Source organism: Streptomyces sp. NPDC000983 (assembly GCF_040299205.1).
GTDB lineage: Bacteria > Actinomycetota > Actinomycetes > Streptomycetales > Streptomycetaceae > Streptomyces.
On sequence record NZ_JBEPBM010000020.1, the window covers coordinates 63,994 to 77,659 of the forward strand.

Consider the following 13,666-nt stretch of genomic DNA (forward strand, 5'->3'; position numbering starts at 1 on the left):
CCTCGCCCCGGCGCCCCGCTAGGCCAGCACCCGGGCCAGCGCGAAGCCGTCGTAGCCCTTGCCGCCGACCGTCTGGATCGCGGTGGCGCTCAGGCGCGGGTGGCTGCCGAGCAGTTCGACGGCCGCGCGGGTGCCCCGTACGTCCGGGTCCGTGCTGCCCGCGTCGGTGACCCGGCCGCCGCGCACCACGTTGTCCACGATGATCAGGCTCCCCGCGCTGGTGAGTCTCAGCGCCCACTCCACGTAGTGCGGGTTGTTCCGCTTGTCGGCGTCGATGAAGACCAGGTCGAAGGGGGCCGGGTTCTCGTCGGCGAGCCGGGGCAGCAGGTCCAGGGCCGGGCCGACGCGCACCTCGGCCACCTTGTCCAGGCCCGCCCGCGCGAGGTTGCGGGTGGCGACCTCGGCGTGGAGCGGGCTGTACTCCAGGGAGATCAGCCTGCCGTCGGCGGGCAGCGCGCGGGCCAGCCAGATGGTGCTGTAGCCGCCGAGGGTGCCGATCTCCAGGATGCCCCGCGCGCCCTGCGTCTGCGCCAGCAGCTGGAGCAGCTTGCCCTGGGTCGAGGTCACCGCGATCTGCGGGAGGCCCGCCGCCTCGCTGTCGCGCAGGGCCGCCCGCAGCGTCTCGTCGTCCGGGGCGAGATGGGCGGAGAAGTAGTCGTCGACGGCGTCCCAGAGTTGCGACTCGCTCATACGGCTGTGCCTTTCATATGGCTAGTTAGAGCGGCTAAGTAGTGTTGCTAAGGAATATAGCCGCCGATGCCGTCGTGACCGCCCCAAAGCGAGATATCAAGCCCCGGACTATCGTCATTCGGGAAAAAGAAGGGGGTATCCGGTGAACCGGGGGTTGCCTGCATCTCATCCCGAGGTGGTGCAAGCCTCATAGGGTTCGCAAAAGGGATCTCCCGCGCGACAGGCGCGGGGCGGAAGGGGCGGGAGGCCGATCAGGCGTGGCGGATGCGGAGCGCGGCGGGCGACCGGCGGACACGTTCGGAGCGACGGCCGTCGGAGCGGCCGGGACACGCCTGCGTGCGGCCCGCGCCGGGCTCTGGCTGATCGCCGCGGTGCTCGCCGTACGGCAGGTCGCCGTCGTCCTCGGCACCCCCCGCGGGGAGCGCCTGACGGACCTGGAGACCTGGGTCGGCCCCGACGGCGTCCTCCATGTCAACGGCTCGCTCTACGACTCCACGCTCTTCACCGGTACCCCTTTCGGGGGACTTGTGCTGAAGCCCCTGACCCGGTCCGCCGAGCAGGCCCTCGGCGGGGGCTGGACCTTCGCCACCCTGCTCCTGGTCGTCGCCCTCGGTCTGGTCGCCGCCCGCGCGCTGCCCCACCCGGTGAGCCGGCGGACCTCCCTGCTCGCCGCTCCCGTCGCGGTGACCCTGCTGATGCTGTCGCTGCCCGTGCGCAACAGCTTCTGGCTCGGCCAGACCAGCGTCGTCCCGGTCCTGCTCGTCCTGCTCGGCTGTCTCGCCGTACGCGGGCAACGGGCGAGCGGGGTGCTCATCGGCGTCGCGGCCGCCCTCCAGCCGACCCTGCTGCTCTTCGTTCCCCTGCTGTGGTGCACCGGGCGCGGACGCGCCGCCGCGGCCTCCGGGGCGACCTTCGCCGGGACGACGCTGCTGGCCTGGGCGGCGATGCCGCACGACTCGTACACCTACTGGGTCCACCACATCGCAGGGGCCGGGCTCGGCGGGCGGGCCGACCTGCCGGCCAACCAGTCCCTGCACGGCGCCCTGCTGCGGCTGGGCCTGGACGGGCCGCCGGAGATCGGCCTGTTCCTCGCGCTCGCTGCCGCGGTCGCCGTCCTCGGCGTGCGCCGCGCGGTGCGCTACGCCCGTGACGGGCAGCCGCTGCTCGCCGTCGCCGTCACCGGCTGCGCCGCCATGGTGGCCGCGCCCACCGCCTGGCAGCACCAGCTGCTGTGGGTGCTGCTCACGGTGGTCGGCCGGGTCGGGAGGAAGGCGTCCGACCGCTGGCTGTGGCCGGTCGCCGTGGTGCTGGCGATGTCCCTCCCGGCGAGGATGATGCTGCCGGACATGGCGGCCCTGTACCCGCTGCGGGACAACCTCGTCCTGCTGGCCGCGCTCGCCGCCGCCACCTTCGTGCCGTTCCTCTCCCGCACCTCGCCCCACTACCGCTCGCCGGTCCCGACCCGGTACGCCGACCCCGTCCCCACCCGCTTCCGGCACGTCCCGCTGCTGCCGTTCCTGCGCCGGCCCCTCACCCGGCCGAACCTGCTGCTGGAACTGCTGCTCATCCGGGTCGGCTACGCCGCCTACGCCAAGGTCCGCCTCGCCGCGACCGGCGGCAGCAACTCGGCCGGGCGGGAGCGGGCCGAGGAGCACGGGCAGCAGATCCTCGACCTCGAACGCGTGCTGCGCATCGACATCGAGCACACCCTCAACCACGCCGTGGTGAAGGCCGCCCCGGTGCGGGAGTTCTTCGACTTCTACTACACGTCGTTCCACTTCGTGGTCCCGCTGACCGTGCTCGGCCTGCTCTACTGGCGCCGCCCGGTCGACTACCGCTGGGCCCGCTCCGCCCTCGGCTTCGCCACCCTGTTCGCCCTGGTCGGCTTCTGGCTCTACCCGCTGGCCCCGCCCCGGCTGATGCCAGGGCTCGGGATCATCGACACGGTCCACGGCGTGCAGGACTTCTCCCAGCCGGACTACGGCACCCTCACCGCGCTGACCAACCAGTACGCGGCGATGCCGTCGCTGCACTTCGGCTGGTCGCTGTGGTGCGGTCTGGTCATCGCGGTCGTGGCGCCCAGAGCCTGGATGAAGGCCCTCGGCCTGCTCCACCCCGCCCTCACGCTCACCGCGATCGTCGTCACCGGCAACCACTGGGTGCTGGACGCCCTCGGCGGAGCCCTCGTCGTCGGCGCCGGCTTCGGGCTGACGTACCTGCTCCAGGGGCCGCGGGCCCGGCCGGTGCGCCGGGCGGCGGTCAGCGGCGAGCGGGAGCCGGTGAAGGACCGCGCGCCGAGCTGACCGGCCGCTCCTCGTGCTCAGCCCAGGGTCACCTGGAGGTGCTTCACGCCGTTGATCCACGCCGAGCGCAGCCGGTCCGGATCACCGGCCAGCCGCAGCCCGGGCATGGCGTCCGCGACGGCGTTGAAGATCAGGTCGATCTCCAGCACGGCCAGCGACTTGCCGAGGCAGTAGTGCGGGCCTCCGCCGCCGAAACCGAGGTGGGGGTTGGGGTCGCGCAGCACGTCGAACACCTCGGGGTCGGTGAAGACCTCGGGGTCGTGGTTGGCGGCGGCGTAGAAGACGCCGACCCGGTCGCCCTTCCTGATCAGGCTGCCGCCCAGCTCGGTGTCCTGGGTGGCGGTGCGCTGGAAGGAGTTGACCGGGGTCGCCCAGCGGACGATCTCCTCGGCGGCCGTCGCGGGCCGCTCCCGCTTGAACAGCTCCCACTGCTCGGGGTGGGTGAGGAAGGCGTGCATGCCGTGGGTGATGGCGTTGCGGGTGGTCTCGTTGCCCGCGACCGCCAGCATCAGCACGAAGAAGCCGAACTCGTCGGAGCCCAGGCTGCCTTCGCCCTCCGCCGTCACCAGCGTGGTGACGATGTCCTTCGCCGGGCACGCCTTGCGGTCGGCGGCCATGTTCATCGCGTAGGCGATCAGCTCGGTGGCCGACTCGGCGCCGACCTCCTCGGTGATCGCGTACTCCGGATCGTCGTACGAGATCATCTTGTTGGACCAGTCGAAGATCTTCGCCCGGTCGTCCTGGGGGATGCCGATCAGCTCGGCGATCGCCTGGAGCGGCAGTTCGCAGGCGACCTGCGTGACGAAGTCGAAGGGCCCTGAACGGGCGCGGGCCTCGGTGACGATCGCCTCGGCGCGGTCGCGCAGCCGCTGCTCCAACGCCCTGATCGCGCGCGGGGTGAAGACCCGCTGCACGATCTGGCGGACCCGGGTGTGCTCGGGCGGGTCCATGTTCAGCAGGATCAGCCGCTGGGCGTCGATCGCGTCGCGCGGGATGTGCTCGTTGAAGCGGATGATCGCGGTGTTGACCCAGGAGGAGAAGAGCTCCGGGTGCGTGGAGACGTACTTGACGTCCGCGTGCCGGGTGACCGCCCAGTACCCGTCGTCCTGGAAACCGGCCACTCCGTGGGGCTGCGGGATCCAGCGCACCGGCTCGGCGCGGCGCAGTTCGGCGTACTCCGGGAAGGGGACGCGGTGTCGCAGGAGGTCGGGGTCGGTGAAGTCGAACCCGTCGGGAAGCGCTGGACAGGGCATGGCGGCTCCAGCCATCGGCCATCTCGGGGCGGCGATCTGACGGACCATCAGGTATTGCGCAAAGTAAAGGCGGGCTCCGAAGACTGCAAGACCCTTGCGGTGATGGGCGTCACATCCGCAGACTGCACACAGAACTAGAACACGTACTAGTTGTCACGTCTGCTGGTTCCGGACGAGAGGACCGTCCCCCATGGCCGCCGAACCCGTGATCGTCGAAGCCGTCCGCACCCCCATCGGCAAGCGCGGCGGCGCGCTCGCCAATCTGCACCCCGCCTATCTGCTGGGCGAGACCTACCGCGAACTCCTCGGCCGCACCGGCATCCCCGCCGACTGCGTCGAGCAGATCGTCGGCGGCACGGTGACCCACGCCGGCGAGCAGTCCATGAACCCCGCGCGCACGGCCTGGCTCACCATGGGCCTGCCCTACGAGACGGCGGCGACGACCGTCGACTGCCAGTGCGGGTCCTCCCAGCAGGCCTCGCACATGACCGCCAACATGATCGCGGCCGGGGTCATCGACGTCGGCATCTCCTGCGGCGTCGAGGCGATGTCCCGGGTGCCGCTGGGGTCGGGCTCGAAGCACGGGCCGGGCAAACCGTTCCCCGACGAGGCCAACGTGGACCTCCCCAACCAGTTCGAGGCGGCCGAGCGGATCGCGCGCCTTCGGGGGCTGACGCGCGAGAACGTCGACTCCCTCGGGCTCCTCTCGCAGGAACGGGCCGCCGTCGCCTGGGCGGAGGAGCGGTTCAAGCGGGAGACGTTCGCCGTACAGGTCCCGACGACGGAGGACGAACAGCGCGCCGGACAGGGCATGTGGCGGCTGGTCGACCGGGACGAGGGGCTGCGCGACACCTCCCTGGAGGCCCTGTCCGGCCTCAAGGCCGTCATGCCGAAGGCCGTCCACACGGCCGGCAACTCCTCGCAGATCAGCGACGGAGCGGCGGCGATCATGTGGGCCTCGAAGCGGATGGCGCGGGCGCTGAAGCTGCGCCCGCGCGCGCGGATCGTCGCACAGGCGCTGGTCGGCTCCGACCCGCACTTCCACCTCGACGGTCCCATCGACGCGACGAAGGCGGTCCTGGGCAAGGCGGGCATGTCCCTCAAGGACATCGACCTCGTCGAGATCAACGAGGCTTTCGCCTCGGTGGTGTTGAGCTGGGCCCAGGTCTTCGAGCAGAGCCTGGACAAGGTCAACGTCAACGGCGGCGCCATCGCGCTCGGTCACCCGGTGGGCGCCACCGGGGCCCGCCTGATCACCACGGCCCTCCACGAACTGGAGCGCACGGACAAGGAGTTCGCCCTGGTGACGATGTGCGCGGGTGGCGGACTGGCCACCGGCACGATCATTCAGCGGCTGTAGCGGCCCAGTCGGCGAAGCGGAGCCCCGAGGGTTCTCCTCGGACGGCAACAGGTGAGGTACGCATGCCTGCGATGAGGACGGCCAGCAGGTCGGCGAGGGCGAGTGCGCCCTCGGGGTCGTCGGCGCGGCGCTGGAGGCGTCGTACCGGGCCCACCTGGTCGAGGGTGACACCGGCCCGGGCCAGCAGGAAGGTCAGGGTGAGGAAGGCCGAGCGGGCGTTGCCGTCCTCGAAGGGGTGGAAGAAGCAGACGTCGAGGTAGGCGCGGGCCGCTCGGGCGGTGACGGGGAGCGGGTCGGTCTCCGCCTCGGTGAGGCAGGCGTCGAGGCGGGCGGGGAGGTCGGGTCCGGTGCCGTAGCGCTCGCGGCCGGCCTTGGCGTGGGCGGGGTGGCGGCGGAAGGGGGCCTCTGGGACGTCCAGAACCAGGCGCTGCCAGTCGGCGAGCACGGCGAAGGTGAGGGGAGCGGGGGAGGTGGCGTCCTCGCGGGCACGGTCGAGGGCGGCCAGGAGGCGGGCCGCGCGGTCCGGGTCGCGGGCATGGTCGTGGGTGCGGATGTCGTGGGCGGCGCCGTCGCGGTAGGGGTGGGTCGCGGGGACGGTGGCCGGGCGGGCCCGGTGCCAGGGGATGTCCTCGCGCAGGGCGAGCCAGCCGCGCAGATGGTCCGGGGCGGTGGTCATTCGTCGAGGTAGGAGTGGAGGCGGGCGGAGGTCCAGGTGTACGCCTCCGGTCCCGGAGCGGGGGTGGCGTCGGGCTCCAGGGAGGTGGCGAGCTGTTCGGCCACGGAGGTCACGACGGTGACGTCGGGTGCGGTCCAGCTGCCGAAGCGGCCGCCGACGGCGTCCTCGACGAGGGTGCGGGCGGTGTCCGGGTCGACCTCCCAGCGGGTGAGGAACCAGGTCAGGACCTGATGGCAGTGCGCGTACCAGGCGTCTCCGGAGCCGGTGCGGTCCAGGCAGTGGAGGATCAGCTGCTGGGTGGCACGCTCCCAGACGTCGCGGCGGTCGTCGGCGGAGAGGCCGGTGAGGGGGTACCGGTCGAAGAAGCGGCCGAGGAATTCGAGCCAGTCCCGCCACTCGCACAGTGACGCGGCGACCCGGTCGAAGGTCTCGTCGGGGTCGGTGATCGAGTGCAGGGCGCAGCACCAGCCGCCGACCGGCCCGCCGCTGAGGTCCCCCTCGTCGTGTGACCAGCGCCATCCGGTGCTCCACGACCCGTACCGCGCGACGAGGTCCTCGGTCACGGCTCGGCACCAGTCCCAGCCCTCGTCGCGAGCCCACTGGCAGAGCTTCCGGTAGTCCTCGTACATCTCGTCGCGGTCCGAGGTGGCTCTCCGGGGCGGCCGCACGGGGAGTCGGCCCGCCGAGGCCAGGGCCCGGACGGTGTCATGTGCCGTCGCGTTGTCGAAGGGGTGCGTCGCGGGGTCGACCTCGGGCCAGGTCAGGCCGTAGGGGAGCAGCTCCATGTCCACCACACGGATGTTCCACGACGCGAGGGTGCCTCGGCAACGAAAAAACCGCACCGTGCGTGCACGGGTGCGGTCAGTTCGTCGGTTCGGCGGTCGGCTCAGTACCAGCCGTTGGCCTGCCAGAAGCTCCAGGCGTCGCAGGCGCTGCCGTAGCGGTCCTTCATGTAGTCGACGCCCCACTCGATCTGGGTGGCGGGGTTGGTCTTCCAGTCGGAGCCGGCGGAGGCCATCTTCGAGCCGGGCAGGGCCTGGACGAGGCCGTACGCACCGGACGAGGCGTTGGTGGCGTTCACGTCCCAGCCGCTCTCGTGCTCGACGATCTTGGAGAAGCACTGGTACTGGGCCGAGTTGCCGATCATCTTCTTCGCGGTGGCCTGGGCGGAGGAGGCGCCGGTCGTGGCGGCCTGCGCGGGCGCCGCGGCGAGGAGGGAACCGGTGGCGACAGCGGCCACGGCGGCACCGGCGAGGGCCTTCTTCGGGGAGGCGATGCGGCGAATGACGGAAACGGCGGACAAGGCGGGGACCTTTCGTCGGGGACGTTGCGGCCGCCGCACATCCCGACCACGCGGTGCGTGGGGGACATGCGTCGGCGCCGAGGCCCGTGGGCTTGTCGGCGCCGTGCGACGTCATCCAGAGAAGCAGCCGGGGGCAGGGTCCGCAATGACCGCTTTTGCTAGTTGTGGTCGTATGTGGGGTACATGTTTCTCCTGTGGCGTGGCTCTCGGAGTGCAGGTCAGGGGCCCTTATGGCGTGGACATGGCGTCCGAAATGTCCGACTAAGTAGGATCGTAGGTGATGTGGGTCATGTGGGGTGCTTCACCGAGGTGCTGACAGCCCGTCCGCGTCGCCTCACGCAGCGGGGCCGTCGAATGTGACGGGGGCCTCGAACGCGGCCCTGCGCGTCGCCCGGCGCAGCGCCTTGAGGATCGCCGGGCCGAGGGTGAGCGTGAGGACCACGGTGACCAGGGCCCGCCCCAGGTCCCAGCCGAGCGAGGTGGCCAGGCAGTACGCGACGAACCGGGCCAGGTTCTGCGGCAGGTCCGCGTCCGGGTCGTAGGCGATGTTGGAGGACAGCTCGCCCAGGAAGGGCCAGCCCGCGAGGTTCGTCATCGCGCCGTAGACGAACGCGGCGAGGAAGCCGTACGTCGCGATCATCAGCAACTCCGCGCGGCCCCTCAGCCGGTCCGGGCCGGGGAGCAGCCCGGCGCCCATCGTGAACCAGCCCATCGACAGCATCTGGAACGGCATCCACGGCCCCACCCCGCCCGTGAGCAGCGCGGAGGCGAACATGCTGAGCGCCCCGAGGACGAACCCGAAGCCCGGTCCGAGGACGCGCCCGCTCAGCAGCATCAGGAAGAACATCGGCTCGATGCCCGCGGTGCCCGCGCCGAGCGGCCGCAGCGCCGCGCCGGTCGCCGCCAGCACACCGAGCATCGCCACCGCCTTCGGGCCGAGGCCGGACTCGGAGATCGTCGCCGCGACCACGGCGACCAGGAGGACGAGGAGCGCGGCGAAGAGCCAGGGCGCGTCCTGGGCGTGGGCGCTCGCCTGGGAGTCGGGCGACGCGATGAGCGGGCGGCCGATCACGGCGAGGCCGATCGCGCTGACCAGGGTCAGGGCGGCCAGGGAGCGCGGGCCGAGGCGGATCGGGCGCGCCTGGCGCGTCGGGGGCGGGGGCGGGGGCGGTGTCGGTGTGGTGGTCATGCGAGGGCCCGTTCGACCTGGGTCACGGTCAGCCAGTGCTGGGGCGCGAGGATCTTCGTCACCTGCGGGGCGAAGGAGGGGGAGGACACCACCACGTCCGCGGTCGGACCGTCGGCGATGATCTCGCCCTCGGCCATCAGCAGCACCCGGTGCGCCAGCTCCGCGGCCAGCTCCACGTCATGCGTGGCCAGGACGATCGCGTGGCCCTCGGCCGCCAGCCCCCGCAACACGGTGACCAGCCGGGCCTTCGCCGCGTAGTCCAGGCCGCGGGTCGGTTCGTCCAGCAGGAGCAGGGGCGGCCGGGCGGTCAGTACGACGGCCAGGGCCAGCGCCAGGCGCTGGCCCTCCGACAGGTCCCGGGGGTGGGTGTCGTCGGCCACGCCGGGGAGCAGCTCGCCGACCAGGGCACGGCAGGTGCCGGGCTCGGCGTGCGCGTCGGCGTCGGCGGCCGCGCACTCGGCGGCGACGGTGTCGGCGTAGAGCAGGTCCAGGGGTTCCTGCGGGACCAGGCCCACATGGCGGACCAGTTCGGGGGGCGGGGTGCGGTGCGGGGTGACGCCGCCGACCCGGACCGTGCCCCTGATGGGTTCGAGCAGGCCCACCAGGGAGGAGAGGAGCGTGGACTTCCCGGCGCCGTTGCGGCCCATCAGGGCGACCGTCTCGCCGGGGCCGACGGTCACGTCCACCTTGCGCAGGGCCCGGACGCCGCCGCGGGTCACGGCGAGGCCGCTCACCTCGGCGGCGTACGCGGAGTCGGGGACGGCGGCCCGGGGTGCGGGCGTACGGCGGAACCAGCGGCGGGGGGCGGGGGGCGCGGTGGGTGCGGGGAGCCGGGGGGCGTCGGGGTTGCCGGGTTCGCCGGCCGGGGCGACGGCGCTGTCGGGCTCGGCGGCCGGGTCGGCGGCGGACCCGGCGAGCCGTTCCCGCAGGGCCGCCGCCCGGCGCCGGGCGTCCCGCACGGTCAGGGGGAGTGGCGTCCAGCCCGCAAGGCGGCCCAGGTCCACCACGGGCGGGGTCACGGGCGAGACCGCCATCACCTCCGCCGGGGCGCCGAGGACCGGGGCCTCGCCGGGCGCGGGCAGCAGGACGACCCGGTCGGCGTACTGGATCACCCGCTCCAGGCGGTGCTCGGCCATCAGGACCGTCGTGCCGAGGTCGTGCACCAGCCGCTGGAGCACCGCGAGGACCTCCTCCGCCGCCGCCGGGTCCAGGGCCGAGGTCGGTTCGTCCAGCACCAGGACCCGCGGGTGCGGGGTGAGCACCGAGCCGATGGCGACGCGCTGCTGCTGGCCGCCGGAGAGGGTGGCGATGGGCCGGTCGCGCAGACCGGCGAGGCCGAGCAGGTCCAGGGTCTCCTCGACCCGGCGCCGCATCACGTCCGGCGCCAGGCCCAACGACTCCATGCCGTAGGCGAGTTCGTCCTCGACCGTGTCCGTCACGAAGTGCGAGAGCGGGTCCTGGCCCACCGTGCCCACCACGTCGGCGAGTTCGCGGGGCTTGTGGGTGCGGGTGTCCCGGCCCGCCACGGTGACCCGGCCGCGCAGGGTGCCGCCGGTGAAGTGCGGGACCAGACCGCTGACGGCACCCAGGACCGTGGACTTGCCGACCCCGGACGGGCCGACGAGCAGGACGAGTTCGCCCTCCGGGACCTCGAAGTCGATGTCCCGGACGGTGGGTTCGGTACGGCCGTCGTACGTCACGGAGACGTTCTCGAAGCGGATCACGACGACTGCTCCTTCGGTTCCTTCGGGGCGGCGGTTCTTGGCGGCTCGGTCCCGGCCGGTGAGGTTCTCGTCGACTCGGCCGCCACCGGTGAGGTTCTCGGGGCCGCGGTCGCGGTGGGAGTCGCGGGGGACACGGTCGTGGTCGGAGCCGTGGTGGCCGCGGTCGTGGTCGGAGCCGTGGTGGCCGCGGTCGCGGTCGGCATCGTCGGCGCCACGAACGCCGGGAGCAGGCCCAGCAGGATCGCCGCCGCCGGCCACAGCGGCAGCGTCGGCGCGGTCAGCGGAAGCACGCCCGGCTCCAGGCCGGCCGGGTCGGTGGCGGCGGCCGCGAACATCAGCGCGGCGACGGCCACACCCGAGCCGCTGACCAGCCACGCCCGCGCGTCCCACGGGTCCGGCCGGTACCGGGTCCGGGTGGCCCGGCGCCCGCCCAGGCGCAGGCCGACCAGGGCGGCGGCCACCCCGGCCAGCAGCAGCGGCAGTCCGTAGGCGCCGCCCTCCGCGGTGAGGACGCCGTAGGTGCCGGCGCAGACGCCGAGGAGTCCGCCCAGGGTGAGGGCGGTCGTGGTCCGGCGTACCGCGGGAGGCACGTCGGCGGTACGGCCGTACCCCCGGGAGTCCATCGCGGCGGCGAGGGCGACGGAGCGCTCCAGCGCGCCCTCCAGGACCGGCAGGCCCACCTGAAGCAGGCCCCGCACACCGTTGTCCGGGCGGCCCCGCAGGCGCCGGGCGGCGCGCAGCCGCTGCACGTCGGCGATGAGGCTCGGGGCGAAGGTGAGCGCGACCACGACGGCTACACCCATCTCGTACAGCGCCCCCGGCAGGCACTTGAGCAGCCGGGCCGGGTTGACCAGCGCGTTCGCGGCGCCGACGCAGATGAGCAGGGTCGCCAGCCGCACCCCGTCGTACAGGGCGACGAGCAGGCCCTCCGCGTGCACCCGGCCGCCGAGCCGGATGCCCTGCGCCCAGTCGGGCAGCGGGATCTCCGGGAGCGTGAACAGGGTGTGGGTGCCGGGGATGGGTGAGCCCAGGAACACGGCGAAGACGAGCCGGATCAGCAGCACGGCGAGGGCGAGCTTGACGAAGGCGCCGTAGGAGCGGGACCAGGGGGTGTTCTGGCGGCACGTCGCCACCACGTACGCGGACGTCGCCACGAGCAGCGCCAGCAGCACGGGGTTGGTGGTGCGGGTGGCCGCCGCGCCCAGGCCCAGGGCCCACAACCACCAGGCGCCGGGGTGCAGTTGCGCCCACGGCCGGGGGGCGAGGGTGCCCGTCCCCCCGGCGCGGTCACGCATGCCTGCGCCGGCGTGCCTGCCAGAGCGCCGCCGCTGCCAGCGCCGCCACTCCCGCGACGCCCGCCCACAGGCCGAGGGCCGGGTCGCCGTCGTCCTCGCCCCTGCCCTTGTCGTCCGGCGACTTCGCGATCTGCTCGCCGCAGCCCTGGGCCGGGTAGCCGTCGATCGCGCAGAGCAGGGCGTTGGAGTCGTACCGCAGGGGCTTCGCCACCTGCGCCAGGGCCTCGGCCGTGGTGGCGTCCTCGGCCAGCCGCGCGCACAGCGTCCGCGGCCTCGGCGGGGTCTCGCCCGACGGCGAGTCCGCCTTCGTGCCGAAGTCGATGACCAGCGCCACCCGCTTCTCGCCGTCCCGGGCCGGCGTGCGCGCGCAGATCACGTCGAAGTCCGCCGCGCCACGCGGCTGCGCGGCCTTCGAGGAGTCCTCGCTGAGCGTGAACCGGAAGCCCTGCACGTCGCCGTCCGAGGGGACCGCCATGGACGGCCCCTGGGTGGCGTAGGTCCACGAGGAGCCGTCGCGGTCCCAGAAGGACCAGTAGCGGTAGGTGGCGGCCTGCGCCGGGGCCGCCGTCCACACCACCAGCGCCGCGAGCAGCAGGGCGCAGGCCCGGCGGATCACTGCCGCTTCCCCTTGTTGCGGCCGCTGATCAGGAAGCCGACGCCGATACCGGCGACCGCGCCCACGCCGATGATCCACCAGACGCTGACGCCGTCCTCCTCGGCCTTCTTCCCGTCCTCGGACGCGGCCTTCGTCTGCGTCTGCGGCTTCGGGCCGGTCGCGTTGAGCTCGCGCACCAGGTCCGTGCCGCCGAAGTCGCGCGGGTCGGCGCCGGCGGCCCGCGCCGCGAGGATCAGCTGGGCGTACGCGGCGGGACCGCTCTGCTTCGCCCAGTCCGCGGAGTTCTCCTCCAGCCAGGCCAGCGGCTTCTGCGTGGCCTTCGGACCGCCGGTCACCGCGAGCGCGACGACCGCGTCGGCGGTGTTGCCGAAGTCGGGCTGGTCCTCGGCGCCGGGCAGCACCGACATCAGGTGACCGTCCTTCGCCATCGCCCCGGCCAGGTAGGAGGCGCCGTTCGCGGCGGACCGGTCGGGGTCGGAGTCCTCGGCGGTGGCGCAGGTGAGGTCGGTGTCGCCCGCGGCCTTCGCCGACACCATGCTCAGGCCCTTCATGCCGACCACGGCCGCCGCCGTCGCGTCCGCGTTGGCGGCCAGCTCGCCCTTCTTGTCCGGCTGGTAGGCGAAGGCGCCGCCGTCCTCGCAGGACAGGGCCAGCCCGCGCAGCGCGTCGTACGGCGACCTGCCGTCCTTCACCACGGTCTCGGGGTCCTCGCCCACGGCGCTCAGGGCGCCGACGACGATCGCGGTCGAGTTGGCGTCGCTGGCGCCGCCGGGCGTGTAGCCCCAGCCGCCGTCCTTGTTCTGCACGCTCTTGAGCCAGGTGACCGCCTTGACGGCGTCCTTCCTGTGGTCGCCGTCCCCGGCCAGGGACAGGGCCTGTGCGGCGGCGGCGGTGCTGTTGGTGTCGACCATCAGCTTCGCGTCGCAGTCCTTGGCGGGCTCGGCGCGGAAGGCCGCGAAGGCCCCGTTCGCGCACTGCTGCCCGAGCAGCCAGTCGACGGCCTTCTCGGCGGGCGTCACATCCGACCGGTACTGGGCGAGCAGCGCCAGCGACTGGCGCCAGACGCCGTCGTACGTCGGGTCGGTGGTGCCGTACAGGCCGGACGGTATCGCCACGGACGGCGACGGGGACGCGGCCAGGGCGGGCGTGGCCAGGCCGATCACGGCGGTGGCGGCCAGGACCGCGGCGCTGCGGCGGACGTTCATGATCGGCGGGTGCCTCTCCCTGAAGGGAGCCGGGCAGCACGGGACGACCCCG

Annotated in this window: 12 protein-coding genes; 2 read left to right on the plus strand and 10 right to left on the minus strand. The window is 73.2% G+C overall.

Annotated elements, in window-relative coordinates; translation table 11 throughout:
• Positions 1-18: 18 nt before the first annotated feature.
• On the minus strand, positions 19-690 hold the full coding sequence (locus ABT296_RS23100) for an O-methyltransferase (RefSeq protein WP_351930257.1): 672 nt from the start codon (positions 688-690) through the stop codon (positions 19-21).
• Positions 691-947: 257 nt separating this feature from the next.
• Here ABT296_RS23100 and ABT296_RS23105 point away from each other — a divergent pair, with 257 nt between their 5' ends.
• Positions 948-2,993 carry a bifunctional glycosyltransferase 87/phosphatase PAP2 family protein gene (locus ABT296_RS23105; protein ID WP_351930259.1) on the plus strand — a complete coding sequence of 682 codons (2,046 nt, stop codon included), beginning with the start codon at positions 948-950 and terminating at the stop codon, positions 2,991-2,993.
• A 17-nt stretch (positions 2,994-3,010) separates the two neighbouring features.
• Here ABT296_RS23105 and ABT296_RS23110 read toward each other — a convergent pair whose 3' ends face one another.
• Positions 3,011-4,246 (minus strand): cytochrome P450, encoded by a 1,236-nt coding sequence (locus ABT296_RS23110; RefSeq protein ID WP_351930261.1) that lies wholly within the window; start codon positions 4,244-4,246, stop codon positions 3,011-3,013.
• A 190-nt stretch (positions 4,247-4,436) separates the two neighbouring features.
• Here ABT296_RS23110 and ABT296_RS23115 point away from each other — a divergent pair, with 190 nt between their 5' ends.
• Positions 4,437-5,606: a steroid 3-ketoacyl-CoA thiolase gene (locus tag ABT296_RS23115; protein ID WP_351930263.1), complete on the plus strand. Its 1,170-nt coding sequence runs from the start codon at positions 4,437-4,439 to the stop codon at positions 5,604-5,606.
• On the opposite strand, the gene ABT296_RS23120 is transcribed toward ABT296_RS23115, so the two are convergent.
• The 8 genes from ABT296_RS23120 to ABT296_RS23155 form a co-directional block, all read right to left on the minus strand.
• Entirely contained in the window at positions 5,590-6,282 is a 693-nt protein-coding gene (locus tag ABT296_RS23120) for a Fic family protein (RefSeq protein ID WP_351930265.1), read from the minus strand. The two genes, ABT296_RS23115 and ABT296_RS23120, sit on opposite strands and share 17 nt — an antisense overlap.
• Complete coding sequence (locus ABT296_RS23125; RefSeq protein WP_351930267.1) at positions 6,279-7,076, minus strand: hypothetical protein; 798 nt, start codon at positions 7,074-7,076, stop codon at positions 6,279-6,281. Before ABT296_RS23125 ends, ABT296_RS23120 begins: the two co-directional genes overlap by 4 nt.
• Positions 7,077-7,168: 92 nt before the next feature.
• A complete protein-coding gene (locus ABT296_RS23130) occupies positions 7,169-7,585 on the minus strand; it encodes an aggregation-promoting factor C-terminal-like domain-containing protein (RefSeq protein WP_351930269.1) in 417 nt (138 codons plus the stop codon).
• Between the two features lie 334 nt (positions 7,586-7,919).
• A complete protein-coding gene (locus tag ABT296_RS23135; protein ID WP_351930271.1) occupies positions 7,920-8,774 on the minus strand; it encodes an ECF transporter S component in 855 nt (284 codons plus the stop codon).
• Positions 8,771-10,498 (minus strand): ABC transporter ATP-binding protein, encoded by a 1,728-nt coding sequence (locus ABT296_RS23140; protein ID WP_351930273.1) that lies wholly within the window; start codon positions 10,496-10,498, stop codon positions 8,771-8,773. Before ABT296_RS23140 ends, ABT296_RS23135 begins: the two co-directional genes overlap by 4 nt.
• The gene (locus ABT296_RS23145; RefSeq protein WP_351930275.1) at positions 10,495-11,793 is read right to left on the minus strand and encodes an energy-coupling factor transporter transmembrane component T; all 1,299 of its coding nucleotides are present in this window, start codon (positions 11,791-11,793) and stop codon (positions 10,495-10,497) included. Before ABT296_RS23145 ends, ABT296_RS23140 begins: the two co-directional genes overlap by 4 nt.
• Positions 11,786-12,409: an SCO2322 family protein gene (locus tag ABT296_RS23150; protein ID WP_351930277.1), complete on the minus strand. Its 624-nt coding sequence runs from the start codon at positions 12,407-12,409 to the stop codon at positions 11,786-11,788. The genes ABT296_RS23145 and ABT296_RS23150 overlap by 8 nt, the downstream gene beginning before the upstream one ends.
• On the minus strand, positions 12,406-13,614 hold the full coding sequence (locus ABT296_RS23155; RefSeq protein ID WP_351930279.1) for an SCO2321 family membrane protein: 1,209 nt from the start codon (positions 13,612-13,614) through the stop codon (positions 12,406-12,408). The genes ABT296_RS23150 and ABT296_RS23155 overlap by 4 nt, the downstream gene beginning before the upstream one ends.
• Positions 13,615-13,666: the final 52 nt, after the last annotated feature.

Bases quoted from the DNA above. Each gene is read 5' to 3' on its own strand.
- ABT296_RS23100 (WP_351930257.1), bottom strand. From the start codon at position 690: ATGAGCGAGTCGCAACTCTGGGACGCCGTCGACGACTACTTCTCCGCC.
- ABT296_RS23110 (WP_351930261.1), bottom strand. From the start codon at position 4,246: ATGCCCTGTCCAGCGCTTCCCGACGGGTTCGACTTCACCGACCCCGAC.
- ABT296_RS23115 (WP_351930263.1), top strand. From the start codon at position 4,437: ATGGCCGCCGAACCCGTGATCGTCGAAGCCGTCCGCACCCCCATCGGC.
- ABT296_RS23120 (WP_351930265.1), bottom strand. From the start codon at position 6,282: ATGACCACCGCCCCGGACCATCTGCGCGGCTGGCTCGCCCTGCGCGAG.
- ABT296_RS23135 (WP_351930271.1), bottom strand. From the start codon at position 8,774: ATGACCACCACACCGACACCGCCCCCGCCCCCGCCCCCGACGCGCCAG.
- ABT296_RS23145 (WP_351930275.1), bottom strand. From the start codon at position 11,793: ATGCGTGACCGCGCCGGGGGGACGGGCACCCTCGCCCCCCGGCCGTGG.
- ABT296_RS23155 (WP_351930279.1), bottom strand. From the start codon at position 13,614: ATGAACGTCCGCCGCAGCGCCGCGGTCCTGGCCGCCACCGCCGTGATC.